A 12272-nucleotide genomic window follows, 5' to 3' on the forward strand; every position below is an offset into this window, starting at 1 on the left:
CCGCCGGCCGACGCCCGACCGCCGCACGGTCCGGCCCGCCTGTCCGCCCGGCGTGCGCCGGGGCGGCGGTGGCTCCTTGTCCGACGGCTCCGGGCGAGCCTCCCGTTTCCCCGGCCACGACGGCCGATTTGCCGTCTTGACGCTGGCACGAGCCACTGAAAATACTGAATCCGCAGTTTCCGGCGGACACGGCGAGCCACGATCGTCTTGAGGAGTGCACGCCTGGTGCAGGACGCGAATCCGGTCCGACCCGACGAAGCGGGGACAACGGTGACCCGGGGAGATGTTCCCGGGAAGTCCACGAGTGGCACGGAAAACCCTGTTCCCCCTTTTCATTCCTTTATTCTCAAGATCCACAGCAGATGCGACCTCGCCTGCGATTACTGCTACATGTACCGCAGCGTCGACCAGAGCTGGCGCACCCAGCCCCGCGTCATGGCACCCGCCGTCGTCGACCGCACCGCGGACCGTATCGCCGAACACGCCGCGGCCCACCGGCTCGACGCGGTCACCGTCGTCCTGCACGGCGGCGAGCCCCTGCTCGCGGGCCCGCCCGCCCTCACCCGCACCGTCCACGTCCTGCGCCGGGCACTGGACCCCGCGATCCGGCTCGACGTCACCGTGCAGACCAACGCCGTCCGCCTCGACGAGGCATACCTCGCCGTCCTCGCCGGACTCGGCGTCCGGATCGGCGTCAGCATGGACGGCGACCGCGCCGCCCACGACCGGCACCGCCGCCGCGCCGACGGCCGCGGCAGCCACGACCAGGTCGCCGCGGCCGTGCGGCGGCTCGCCGACGGACCGTACCGCCCCCTCTTCGGCGGGCTGCTCTGCACCATCGACCTGCGCAACGACCCCGTGGAGACCTACCGCCATCTGCTGAGCTACGACCCGCCGATGGTCGACTTCCTGCTCCCGCACGGCAATTGGTCCATCCCCCCGCCCGGCCGCCGCCCCGGTGGCACGGACACCCCGTACGCCCAGTGGCTCATCGCCGTGTTCGAGGAATGGTTCGGCGCGCCCGTCCGCCGGACCCGGGTCCGGCTGCTGGAGGAGCTGATCACCCTGCTGCTCGGCGGCCGGGCCCGGGTGGAGGGCCTCGGCCTCGCACCCGTCGGCTACGCCGTCGTCGAGACCGACGGCGCCATCGGACGCGACGCGACCCTGCGCACCGCCTACCCCGGCGCCATCACCACCGGACTCCATGTCGCCCGCGACCCCTTCGACCGCGCCCTGCGCCCCGCCGCACCCGGCGAACCCCTCCCCGGACCCGCCGGGCTCTCCGGCACCTGCCGGGCCTGCCCGCTGCACCGGGTCTGCGGCGGCGGCCACACCACCCACCGCTACCGCGACGACGGCTCCGCCTTCGCCAACCCCAGCGTCTACTGCCCCGACCTCGCCGCCCTCATCGGACACGTGGGCGCCCGGCTCACCGGGGACCTCGGACAACTGCTCGCCCACCGCGGCCCGGCCGGCCCGGCGGACGGGCCGTGACGCCGTCGCCCCACCGGATGAGCGGTGCCCTGTTCGACCGGATCGCGTCCGGCGAGGGCGGCCGGGAAGCGGCCGTACTGCTGCGCCGCGCCGAGTACAGCCGCCGGCTGATGCTGGTCCGCGAGGTCGTCGCCCGCGCGCGGGACCACTCGGCCCCCGTCGCCGCGGCGGCCCTGACGGCCTGGTCGCTGCTGTCCCGCGTCCACGGCACCGCGCCGGACGTGGCCCGCGAGGTACTGACCTACCCCTCCGTCGGCCCGGCCCAACTGCGTTCCCTGAGCGTGCTCGTCGGCGCCACCGACGCCGTGCCCTGCGCCGACCCGCTGCTGGCCACCGCCGTCGCCGGGGCCCTGCGCGCGAACCTGCCCGTCACGGTGACGCTCCCGGTCCGCCACGGCCGGGTGCTGCTGCCGTCCCTCGGCGCCGCCCTGTTCGACGGCGTGCCCGACGGCGAGCCCGCCACCGTCCGCGTCGGCCCCGGCGGCGCGAGCGTGACGGCGGCCGTACGGCGGGTACGGGTCCCCCGGACACCGGCCGCCCCGGCCCGGACCCCGTGTCCGGCACGGGGTGGCTGGGGCTGCGGCCACTGCTGACGGCACCCGGCCGGACACCGCTGCTGCTGGACGACATCGACCCCGACGCCTTCCCCGCCGCGCCCGGCACGGGGCGGCTGCCCGCCGCTCAATGGGCCCACTGGCGGCGGACGTTCGCCGACGCCCGGCGGCTGCTGCGCGCCGCGCACCCGGGCCCGCTCGCCGAGACGGAGGCGACCTTCCGGGCCGTCGTCCCCGTCCTCGCGCCCCCGGGCCGGGACGCCGCCGGGAGTTCCGACGAGACCTTCGGCTGCACCGGGCTGTCCACCCCGCGCGACGCCCGGGACCTCGCGCTGGCCCTCGTCCATGAGCTCCAGCACAACAAACTCGCCGCCGTCACCCATCTGTTCGACCTCACCGCCGAGCGGCCCGGCGAGTACTTCTACGCGCCCTGGCGCGAGGACCCCCGCCCGCTGGGCGGACTCCTGCACGGGGTGTACGCGCACCTCGGGGTCGCCCTGTTCTGGCACCGGCAGAGCGGCGCCGAGCGGACCGCGGACGGGCGGCGGCTGGCCTGGGTGGAGTTCGCGCGGTGGCGGGACGCCTCACGGGAGGCGTGCGGGACGCTGCTCGCGAGTGGGCGGCTGGCCCCTGTCGGTGCCCGGTTCGCCATGAGGATGGCGGACGCGCTCGACGAACTGGGTGCGCGGAGTGTGCCGCCGGTGGCGGCGGCTCGGGCCGCGGCGTTGTCGCGGGCCCACAGGGGGCGGTGGGCCGCCCGTCATTCCGGGGGGGCGTCCCGGGCCGGTCATCCGTCCGCGCCCTCGCCCTCGGCCTCGCCCGATTCCTCCGGGGGGACCCGTCGGTCCTGAACCTGGGCGGGGTCCCCTCCGGGTGCCGGGTGCCGGGTGCCGGGTGCCGGGTGCTGGGTACTGGCCGGGTCGTTGGTCCCGTGCGGGGGCGTTGTGGCTCGGGCCCCTGGGGTTCCATTCCTGGGCGTACCTGTTCCCGGTGCGGGCCGGACGTGGGTGCGCAGTTCCCCGCGCCCCTGGATGCTGCCCGGCTGGGGCTGATCTCCGGGTGCGGGTCCGGCTGTGGGTGCGCGGTTCCCCGCGCTCCTGGGGTTCCACTGCTGGGCGTACCTGTTGCGGTGCGGGCTGTTCGTGGGTGCGCAGTTCCCCGCGCCCCTGGGTGGTGCCCGGTTGGGGCTGGTTTTCGGGTGCGGGTTCGGCTATGGGTGCGTGGTTCCCCGCGCCTCTGGGGTTCCACTGCTGGGCGTACCTGTTGCGGTGCGGGCTGTTCGTGGGTGCGCGGTTCCTCGCGCCCCTGAGTGGGTGCCCGGTTGGGGCTGGTTCTCGGGTGCGGGTTCGGCTGTGGGTGCGTGGTTCCCCGCGCACCTGGGTGCGGGTGCGGGGGTGGTCAGGCTGCCTTGGCCTTGGTGGCGTAGATGTCCACGTACTCCTGGCCCGACAGACGCATGACCTCGGTCATCACCGAGTCGGTGACCGCCCGCAGCACATAGCGGTCGCGGTCCATGCCCTCGTAGCGGGAGAACTCCATCGGCTCACCGAACCGGACCGTGACCTTGCCCGGGTGCGGGATACCGCTGCCGCCGGGCTGGAGCTTGTCCGTGCCGATCATCGCGAACGGGACGACCGGCGCCCCCGTCATCAGGGTCAGCCGGGCGATCCCGGTCCGGCCCCGGTACAGCCGTCCGTCGGGGGAGCGGGTGCCCTCCGGGTAGATACCGAAGACCCTGCCGTCCTCCAGCACCCGACGCCCCGTCATCAGCGCCGCGACCCCGCCCCGGCCGCCGTCCCGGTCCACCGGGATCATGCCGACCCCGGTGAAGAACCACGCCATCAGGCGCCCCTTGAGCCCCCCGCCCGTCACGTACTCGTCCTTGCCGATGAAGAAGACCTGGCGGTCGCAGACCAGCGGCAGCACCATCGAGTCGATGAAGGTCAGATGGTTTCCGGCCAGGATGACGGGTCCGGTCCCGGGGATGTTCCCGGCGCCCTCGACCCGGAGTCGGAACATCAGGCGCATGATCGGTCCGAGCACTGCCTTGATGAGCGCGAAACGGGACAACAGGCCCTCCGGGGTCAGGGTTCGACGACTGCGCAAGTCACGGTCTGTCGAAGTCCGTGCAGGTGAGGACGATACTCGCGCGGCCCCGGCCCGCGCACATCGGGTTCACCGAACAGTGACGTGTCGTTGATCATCCGTCGCCCGCTGTCACTACCCGTTCGTCCGCCCGTCACACCTCCCACGGCGGGCGATCAGCGGCCCGACCCGCACCGATCGGCCATCACACGGCACGCTCCGGTTCGGCCGTACGTTCCTCTCCCGTCATCACCTCCTCCCTACGATCGGCACACCTCCTGGCCGACAGCGGGCCAGGAGCCAGACCGTGCCGAAGGACGGCGCGGACCGTCGGGAGGAGCGCTCATGGGAATCCGCACGGGGACGGGCGAGGCACGGCACCCGGACCGGCCCGCCCGGGGCACCGCCCCCGCCCGCCGCGCCCTGCTCGGCGCGGCGGCCACCGCCGGGGCGATCGGCGCGGTGGGCGCGCTGCCCGCCAAGGCCGTCACGGCGCGCGGGGCCGGGCGCCCCGGGGCGGGTGCGCTGCCGGTACCCGCCGTCATCGGCCACCGGGGTGCCAGCGGCTACCGCCCCGAACACACCATCGGCGCCTATCAGCTCGCCCTCGATCTGGGCGCCGACATCGTGGAACAGGACATCGTCCCCACCCGGGACGGCCATCTGGTGTGCCGCCACGAGAACGACATCAGCGGCACCACCGACGTGGCCGACCATCCCCGCTTCGCCGGCCGCAGGACCACCAGGTCCATCGACGGCACCCGTGTCACCGGCTGGTTCACCGAGGACTTCACCCTTGCCGAACTCAGGACCCTGCGCGCCAAGGAACGCATCCCCGCCAACCGCCCCCACAACACCCTCCACGACGGCCGATGGCCGGTCCCCACCCTGGAGGAGGTGCTGCGCTGGGCCGACCGCGCGGGCCGCGAACGGGGCGCCCCCGTATGGCTGCACATCGAGACCAAGCACCCCACCTACTTCCGCGGTATCGGCCTCGCCCTGGAGGAACGTCTCGCCCGGCTGCTGCGCCGCCACGGCCGTCACCGCCGTGACTCGCCCGCCTTCGTCCAGTCCTTCGAACCGACGAGCGTCCAGCGGCTGAGCCGACTTGTCGACACCTCGGGTGTCGTCCTGCTGTCCGCCGCCGGGACCCGCCCCTGGGATTTCGTCACGGCCGGGGACCCCCGCACCACCGACGACCTCGTCCGGCCCGCGGAGCTGCGCCGGATCGCCTCGTACGCCCGGGGCATCGGACCCACCCTCGACCTCGTCATCCCCAAGGACGCGGGCGGACGGCTCACCGAACCGACCACCCTTGTCGCCGACGCCCACCGCGCCGGACTGGTCGTGCACCCCTACACCCTGCGCAACGAGAACCCCTTCCTGCCCGCCGAGTACCGCGTGGGTACCGAGCCCGACGGCTACGGGGATGTGTTCGGCGCGTACCGCCGCTATTTCGCCACCGGTATCGACGGCATCTTCACCGACCACCCCGACACCGCCCTGCTGGCCCGCGCCGACTTCCTCGACCGCTGACGGGTCCGGGCGGGACCGGATATAGCACGGCCGGGTCCCGCCGGACATGTTCCCGTCCGGGTGACATCCCGCCGTCCCGGCAACCCGCCCCGGGGCGGCGGCGTTCCGGTCCGTATGACATCTCGCGTCATGACACCCCGCGTACCGCCCCGGCTCGTGGCCACCCTGGGTCCGCTGCTCATGGCCGCGGCGGCGGCCGAGGCGCTGGCCGCGGACACCGAGCCGGACGATCTGGCCCAGACCCTCTGGCTGCGGCTGGCCGAGGACACCCGGGCCGCCGGACCGCCCCCCGACCCGGTGCGCTGGCTGCGGGACGCGCTGCGCGCGGAGCTCCGCCGCGCCGAAACGGCGCCCCGCCAGGGTCGTCCCGGTCCCGCCGAGGCGGCCGACCCGCTCCAGCCGGACCCCGCCGAACTCGCCCTGACCGCCGAGCGTCACCGGGCCGTGCGCGCCGCCGTCCACCGGCTGCCCGGCCGCTGCGCACGACTCATGACTGCCTTTCTGTCGCCCCGGGACCTGACGTACCGCGAAATCGCAGGGGAGTTGGGTATCTCACAAGGGAGCCTGGGACCGGAACGTTCCCGATGCCTGGGATGTCTGCGCAGAATGCTGGCGGCGGAGGTTGCGGCTCCTGACCCATGGGGAAAGGAGCGTTAGACAACCGGTGGAACAGGTGAGCGGGAGGCATGCGCACATGGGCATGAGCGTGACCATCTCTGCGGCGACCGAGCGGGACGCCGAACAGATCCTGAAGTTGCAGTACCTGTGCTACCAGAGCGAAGCGGAGGTCCGCGGCGACTACTCCATCGAGCCGCTCACCCAGCCGCTCGACTCCATCCGGGCGGAACTGAACGCCGGCCAGGTGCTCGTCGCCCGGCTCGGCGAGGAGGTCGTCGCCTCGGTACGCGGCACCGTCGACGAGGACGGCGTCGCCCATATCGGCAAACTCATCGTGCACCCCCGGATGCGCGGCCACGGTCTCGGCGGACGGCTGCTCGGCGCCATCGAGGAGCGGCTGCGCACGGCACGCGAGGCCAAGCGCTTCCAGCTCTTCACCGGTCATCACTCCGACCGGAACCTGCGGCTGTACCGCAAGCACGGCTACGCCCCCGTGGGGTCGCACCAGGTGGACGACCGTCTCACCCTGGTCACCCTCACCAAGGACGTGGGTCTGCTGACGCGGACGGCCTGACCGCGGGTGGCCGCGCCTCCGCCGAAGGCGATCCGGGGGCGCGGTTGCAGGTACCGGCGGGCGTCGGCCCGGACGGTGGTGGGCGTCGGCTCAGGTGGTGGCGTGGGTCGCCGCGCCGCGGCGCAGCCAGTACATCGCGGTCAGGGGCAGCAGCACCGGGATGAACAGATAGCCCATGCCGTACTCCGACCACACGGTCGTGTCGGGGAACGCGGACGGGTCGAGCAGCGTCCAGGTCCCCACGACCAGCACCCCCACCAGCTCCGCCGCGCAGCACACCAGCGCGGCCCGCCGGGCCCGCTCGCCGCCCCGGACGAGCGAGTACGTGATGAAGCCGTACACCAGCCCGGCGACCGCCGAGAGCGTGTAGGCGAGCGGCGCCCGGTCGAAGTCCGTGGCGATCTGCACCGCCGAGCGGGACACCGCGCCGACGACCATCACCCCGTACAGCCACACCAGCAGGGTGCCCGGTCCGCTGATCAGCCGGCGGCGCCCGTCCTCGGCGCGCGGTGCTCCGGTCACGGTCATCTCAGCCTCCCCAGATGTCGTAGAGCCGTACCTGGAGGACCGCGAGGACCACACCGCCCGCGGCGACCGTCACCGAGCCCCAGCGGGTGCGCTCCCCGAGGGACAGCAGGGCGGCGGCGGGGACACAGCACACGGTGCCGATCAGATACCCGACGAAGATCGCCGTGCCCTGCTCCGGGCGCTCCCCGCGCGCGAGCTGGACGATCCCGACGACCAGCTGCACGAGTGCGAGCAGCGACACCACGGCCATCCCGATGAAGTGCCAGTCCTTGGTCGGCTGGTCGCGGTAGGCGGCGAAACCGCACCACGCGGCGAGCACGAGCGCGGCCACCGCGGTCGCGATCGTCAGGGCAGCAAGCATGCCGACGACCTTATTACGCGAGGCGGCCCGTACCGTATCCGCCCCCATCGGCCCGGGCCGTGTCCGGACGGCTCGCGTCGCGGGCCGGGCGGGAATCGTCGGACACGGCCCGGGCGGGACGATCGTGGTGTTGGCCACATATCGGCCAGGACCGCCGGGGCGCGGCGGGCGGTGTCGACGGGCGGCCGGGGTGCCGCCGCCCCCTGTCCCGGCTGGTGGCGGGCGGCGCCACGGGGTGTCCGTCGGGCGGGCCGGGGCCGCCGGGCGGGTGTCCAAGGAGTGTCCAGGGATGTCCGCTATACGGACAGCGGGGGTGGACAGCGGGCGGAGGTCTGCTTTACTTGCCGACATGACCACGACGAGCAGCCGCACCCTTGCGACCGAGGCGATGATGACGCCCGGTGCTGCTTGTATGTGTCGAATGTGCGCCTTCTGAGGGCCCCCGCACCGCCATCGGCCTCGCGCCCCGAAGCGAGACAGCTGAGCCGTGTCCCCGACCACGAGTCGTCCGGCACGCACGCCCCGAGCGCACGTTTCTCCCCCCCCGCGCCACCGCCACACCGAGAACCGTGCCGCGTTCCGAAGATGAATGCCCCGTGCCCGGCGTCCACCATGGCGCCCGCACTCGACAGTGACGGAATCCCAGTGATCACCACCCAGGGCCTCACCAAGGTCTACCGCTCCCGCGGACGCGAGGTCACCGCCATCGACGGCGTCGACCTGCATGTACGCGAAGGCGAGGTGTACGGCGTCATCGGCCAGAGCGGCGCCGGCAAGTCCTCCCTCATCCGCTGCGTCAACCTCCTCGAACGCCCCACCTCCGGCATCGTGACCGTCGACGGACAGGACCTCACGGCGCTCGCCGGACGCGGCCCCCGCGCGGGCAAGGCGCTGCGCGAGGCCCGCAGCCGGATCGGCATGGTCTTCCAGCACTTCAACCTGCTGTCCTCGCGGACCGTCCAGGACAATGTCGAGCTGCCCCTGGAGATCCTCGGGGTCTCGGGCAAGGACCGCTCCCGCAAGGCCCTCGAACTGCTGGACCTGGTCGGGCTCGCCGACAAGGCCCGCGCCTACCCGGCGCAGCTGTCCGGCGGCCAGAAGCAGCGGGTCGGCATCGCCCGCGCCCTCGCCGGCGACCCCAAGGTGCTGCTCTCCGACGAGGCCACCAGCGCCCTCGACCCGGAGACCACCCGCTCCATCCTCCAGCTGCTGCGCGACCTCAACCGCCAGCTCGGACTGACGGTCCTGCTCATCACCCATGAGATGGACGTCGTCAAGACGATCTGCGACTCCGCCGCCCTGATGGAGAACGGACGGATCGTCGAGTCCGGGACGGTCAGCGAACTGCTCGCCGTGCCCGGCTCCGAACTGGCCGCCGCGCTCTTTCCGGTCGGCGGCGACGCCACCGGCCCCGACCGGACCGTCGTGGACGTCACCTTCCACGGGGAGGCCGCCACCCAGCCGGTCATCTCGCAGCTCTCCCGTACCTACAACATCGACATCTCGATCCTCGGCGCCGCGATGGACACCGTCGCCGGGAAGCAGGTCGGCCGGATGCGGATCGAACTGCCGGGCCGCTACGAGGACAACGTCGTGCCGGTGGGCTTCCTGCGCGAGCAGGGGCTCCAGGTCGACGTGGTCGACGCGCAGATCCCCGAGCAGCCGTCCGCCCTGGTGAAGGAAGGTGCCAAGTGACCTGGTCCGAGATGTGGCCGCTGCTGGAGCAGGCGTGTTGGGACACCCTCTACATGGTCGGCTGGTCCACGGTGATCGCCGTGGTCGGAGGACTGCCGCTCGGTGTCCTCCTCGTCCTCACCGACCGGGGCGGACTCCTTCAGAACACGGTCGTCAACAAGGTCCTCGGGCAGATCGTGAACATCGCCCGGTCGATGCCGTTCATCATCCTGATGGTCGCCCTGATGGGTCTCACCCGGGCGATCACCGGTACCACCATCGGCCGTGAGGCGGCGATCGTCCCGCTGGCCGTCGGCGCCGTCCCCTTCTTCGCCCGGCTGGTCGAGACCTCCGTACGCGAGGTGGACAGCGGTCTGATCGAGGCCGTCCAGGCGATGGGCGGCAACACCTGGACCGTCGTCCGCAGGGTCCTCGTACCCGAGTCGCTGCCGTCGCTGATCTCCAGCGCCACCACCACCGTCGTCGCCCTCATCGGCTACAGCGCGATGGCGGGCACGGTCGGCGCCGGCGGACTCGGTGACATCGCGATCCGCTACGGCTATCTGCGCTTCGAGAACGAACTGATGTGGATCACGGTGGGTGTCCTCGCCGTCGTCATCTCCCTCATCCAGCTCGCCGGCGACCACGCCGCCCGCACCCTGCACCGCAGGGGCGGACGCGGCGGCGGCGAACCCCGGCTGCGCTTCCTGCGCACCTCCCGGGTCGTGTCGCCCGCGTCGGACGTGACCCGCGAACCCGACCCCGTCAAGGTCCCCTGACCCGTCCGCCGACGTCCCGGTCACCGGCCCGCCCCGCGCGGGCCGGCGGCACCCGGGCGCGCACCGACCTCCCTCATCCGTGTCCCGCACAGAACGCGCGGGAGCGGTACCACCCATGGAGAAAGGCACTTTTCGTGCGTAACGCCGCCAAGATCACCACCGCCGCCCTCGCCGCCGGAGCCCTCACCCTCGGGCTCACCGCCTGCGGCGCGGACCAGGACTCCGGCTCGGACGGTCCCCTGCGGATCGCCGCGACCGCCACCCCGCAGGCCGAGATCCTCGCGTACATCAAGGACAACCTCGCGAAGAAGGCCGACCTGGAGCTGGAGGTGAAGGAGTTCACGGACTACGTCGCCCCCAACACCGCCGTCCAGCAGGGCGAACTCGACGCCAACTACTTCCAGCACAAGCCCTACCTTGACGACTTCAACAAGGAGAACGGCACCGACATCGTCCCCGTGCCCGGCGCGACGGTGCATCTGGAGCCGCTCGGTGTGTACGCCAAGGATCTGAAGGACCTCGCGGACCTCAAGAAGGGCGCCACCATAGCCGTCCCCAACGACACCACCAACGAGGCCCGCTCCCTTCAGCTCCTCGCCGAGAACGGCGTCATCGAGCTCAAGGAGGGCGTCGGATTCGCGGCGACCCCCAAGGACATCACCGCCAACCCGAAGGACCTCAAGTTCAAGGAGCTGGAGGCCGCCGTGGTGCCCCGCTCCCTGGAGGACGTCGACGCCGCGGTGATCAACGGCAACTACGCGATCGAGGCGGACCTGAGCCCCGCCAAGGACGCCATCGCCGCCGAGAGCGCGAAGGACAACCCGTACGGGAACTTCCTCGCGGTCAAGAAGGGCGACGAGGACGACCCCCGGGTCAAGAAGCTCGCCGGCCTGCTGACCTCGCCCGAGGTGAAGAAGTTCATCGAGGAGAAGTACGACGGCGCCGTCCTCGCCGCCTTCTGACCGGACCGTCCCCCGGCCGTCCTTCCCCCGGTCCGTCGGTCCCCCCCCGGCCTGTCAGGTCCCCGGCCCGCCGTCCCCGCGGCGGGCCGGTCCCCTCGTACCCCCTCGTATCCCTCGCACGCGGAGAACCACCCATGCGCACCACCCGAGCACTGACCGCCGCCGCGGCCGTGACCGCCCTCGCCGTCGCACTCACGGCCTGCGGTTCCGGCTCCTCGGACGGCGGTGACGACGGCACCCTCGTCGTCGGCGCCACCGCCGTCCCGGCCGGTGAGGTCCTGGCCTACGTCAAGGACAACCTCGCGAAGAAGGCCGGTCTCGACCTGGAGATCAAGGAGTTCACGGACTACGTCCTGCCGAACACCGCCCTCCAGGAAGGCTCCCTCGGCGCCAACCTGTACCAGCACAAGCCGTTCCTCGACGACTTCAACAAGTCGAAGAACACCGACCTCGTCCCGGTCACCGAGGTCTATCTGCCGCCCATGGGCCTGTACTCCGAGAAGGTCGGCGACATAGCCGACCTGCCGGACGGCGCCACCGTGGCCGTCCCCAACGACACCACCAACGAGGGCCGCGCGTTCCAGCTGCTCGCCGCCCAGGGCCTCATCGAACTGAAGAAGGACGCGGGCCCCACCGCCGGCCCCTCCGATGTCGCCGTGAACCCCAAGAAGCTCGTCTTCAAGGAACTGGACCCGGCGCAGCTGCCGCGCTCCCTGGGCGATGTCGAGGCCGCCGTCGTGAACAACAACTACGCCCTCGACGCGGGCCTCAGCCCCAAGAAGGACTCCATCCTGCTGGAGAGCGCCGAGGGCAACCCGTACAACAACGTCCTCGCGGTGAAGAAGGGCGACGAGGACGACCCCCGGGTCAAGAAGCTCTCCGACCTGCTGACCTCGCCCGAGGTCGCCGCGTTCATCGAGAAGAAGTACCAGGGCTCCGTGCTGCCCGCCGGGAAGAACTGACACCGGCTCAGCAGGCCCCCTGACCACGGCTCCCCGCGCACCGGGGGCCGCGACCGCACCACGGGTTCCGTCCCGCCTTCCGGCGGACCCCGTGGTGCGGTTCCGCGTTCCGATGCTGCATGCTGGTCAACTCAGCGGCAGACCT

The 12272-nt window shown here is 72.3% G+C and carries 13 protein-coding genes; 10 read left to right on the top strand and 3 right to left on the bottom strand.

What is annotated here, in order from left to right; translation table 11 throughout:
- The first annotated feature begins 270 nt into the window (after positions 1–270).
- The 3 genes from OG711_RS31905 to OG711_RS31915 are packed head-to-tail and all read left to right on the top strand — an operon-like array spanning position 271 to position 2899.
- Complete coding sequence (locus OG711_RS31905) at positions 271–1494, top strand: FxsB family cyclophane-forming radical SAM/SPASM peptide maturase (RefSeq protein WP_329561991.1); 1224 nt, start codon at positions 271–273, stop codon at positions 1492–1494.
- The gene (locus OG711_RS31910; RefSeq protein ID WP_329561992.1) at positions 1491–2087 is read left to right on the top strand and encodes a hypothetical protein; all 597 of its coding nucleotides are present in this window, start codon (positions 1491–1493) and stop codon (positions 2085–2087) included. Before OG711_RS31905 ends, OG711_RS31910 begins: the two co-directional genes overlap by 4 nt.
- A complete protein-coding gene (locus OG711_RS31915; RefSeq protein WP_329561994.1) occupies positions 2048–2899 on the top strand; it encodes an aKG-HExxH-type peptide beta-hydroxylase in 852 nt (283 codons plus the stop codon). The genes OG711_RS31910 and OG711_RS31915 overlap by 40 nt, the downstream gene beginning before the upstream one ends.
- A gap of 547 nt (positions 2900–3446) precedes the next feature.
- Here OG711_RS31915 and OG711_RS31920 read toward each other — a convergent pair.
- Complete coding sequence (locus OG711_RS31920; RefSeq protein ID WP_237542937.1) at positions 3447–4067, bottom strand: lysophospholipid acyltransferase family protein; 621 nt, start codon at positions 4065–4067, stop codon at positions 3447–3449.
- A 411-nt stretch (positions 4068–4478) separates the two neighbouring features.
- Between OG711_RS31920 and OG711_RS31925 the strand changes: the two genes are divergently transcribed.
- The 3 genes from OG711_RS31925 (at position 4479) to OG711_RS31935 (ending at position 6861) form a co-directional block, all read left to right on the top strand.
- On the top strand, positions 4479–5669 hold the full coding sequence (locus OG711_RS31925) for a glycerophosphodiester phosphodiesterase (RefSeq protein ID WP_329561997.1): 1191 nt from the start codon (positions 4479–4481) through the stop codon (positions 5667–5669).
- A gap of 129 nt (positions 5670–5798) precedes the next feature.
- A complete protein-coding gene (locus OG711_RS31930) occupies positions 5799–6326 on the top strand; it encodes a sigma-70 family RNA polymerase sigma factor (RefSeq protein ID WP_329561999.1) in 528 nt (175 codons plus the stop codon).
- Between the two features lie 37 nt (positions 6327–6363).
- Complete coding sequence (locus OG711_RS31935) at positions 6364–6861, top strand: GNAT family N-acetyltransferase (RefSeq protein WP_073792161.1); 498 nt, start codon at positions 6364–6366, stop codon at positions 6859–6861.
- A 90-nt stretch (positions 6862–6951) separates the two neighbouring features.
- Here OG711_RS31935 and OG711_RS31940 read toward each other — a convergent pair whose 3' ends face one another.
- The gene (locus OG711_RS31940; protein ID WP_073792160.1) at positions 6952–7389 is read right to left on the bottom strand and encodes a hypothetical protein; all 438 of its coding nucleotides are present in this window, start codon (positions 7387–7389) and stop codon (positions 6952–6954) included.
- A 1-nt stretch (position 7390) separates the two neighbouring features.
- Complete coding sequence (locus OG711_RS31945) at positions 7391–7750, bottom strand: hypothetical protein (RefSeq protein ID WP_073792159.1); 360 nt, start codon at positions 7748–7750, stop codon at positions 7391–7393.
- Positions 7751–8395: 645 nt separating this feature from the next.
- On the opposite strand from OG711_RS31945, the gene OG711_RS31950 reads away from it, so the two are divergent.
- From OG711_RS31950 to OG711_RS31965, 4 genes are all read left to right on the top strand, one after another.
- Positions 8396–9445: a methionine ABC transporter ATP-binding protein gene (locus OG711_RS31950; RefSeq protein ID WP_073792158.1), complete on the top strand. Its 1050-nt coding sequence runs from the start codon at positions 8396–8398 to the stop codon at positions 9443–9445.
- Positions 9442–10203 (top strand): methionine ABC transporter permease, encoded by a 762-nt coding sequence (locus tag OG711_RS31955; protein ID WP_266513348.1) that lies wholly within the window; start codon positions 9442–9444, stop codon positions 10201–10203. The genes OG711_RS31950 and OG711_RS31955 overlap by 4 nt, the downstream gene beginning before the upstream one ends.
- 134 nt (positions 10204–10337) lie before the next feature.
- Positions 10338–11165 (top strand): MetQ/NlpA family ABC transporter substrate-binding protein, encoded by an 828-nt coding sequence (locus OG711_RS31960; RefSeq protein WP_073792154.1) that lies wholly within the window; start codon positions 10338–10340, stop codon positions 11163–11165.
- A gap of 134 nt (positions 11166–11299) precedes the next feature.
- On the top strand, positions 11300–12127 hold the full coding sequence (locus OG711_RS31965) for a MetQ/NlpA family ABC transporter substrate-binding protein (protein ID WP_329562006.1): 828 nt from the start codon (positions 11300–11302) through the stop codon (positions 12125–12127).
- Positions 12128–12272: the final 145 nt, after the last annotated feature.

This window comes from Streptomyces uncialis (assembly GCF_036250755.1).
In the GTDB taxonomy this organism is placed as follows: domain Bacteria; phylum Actinomycetota; class Actinomycetes; order Streptomycetales; family Streptomycetaceae; genus Streptomyces; species Streptomyces uncialis.

What these genes read in the sequence shown, in the direction of transcription:
- OG711_RS31920 (WP_237542937.1), bottom strand. Translation starts at nt 4,067, where the DNA reads ATGTTCCGACTCCGGGTCGAGGGCGCCGGGAACATCCCCGGGACCGGA.
- OG711_RS31925 (WP_329561997.1), top strand. Translation starts at nt 4,479, where the DNA reads ATGGGAATCCGCACGGGGACGGGCGAGGCACGGCACCCGGACCGGCCC.
- OG711_RS31930 (WP_329561999.1), top strand. Translation starts at nt 5,799, where the DNA reads ATGACACCCCGCGTACCGCCCCGGCTCGTGGCCACCCTGGGTCCGCTG.
- OG711_RS31935 (WP_073792161.1), top strand. Translation starts at nt 6,364, where the DNA reads ATGGGCATGAGCGTGACCATCTCTGCGGCGACCGAGCGGGACGCCGAA.
- OG711_RS31940 (WP_073792160.1), bottom strand. Translation starts at nt 7,389, where the DNA reads ATGACCGTGACCGGAGCACCGCGCGCCGAGGACGGGCGCCGCCGGCTG.
- OG711_RS31945 (WP_073792159.1), bottom strand. Translation starts at nt 7,750, where the DNA reads ATGCTTGCTGCCCTGACGATCGCGACCGCGGTGGCCGCGCTCGTGCTC.
- OG711_RS31965 (WP_329562006.1), top strand. Translation starts at nt 11,300, where the DNA reads ATGCGCACCACCCGAGCACTGACCGCCGCCGCGGCCGTGACCGCCCTC.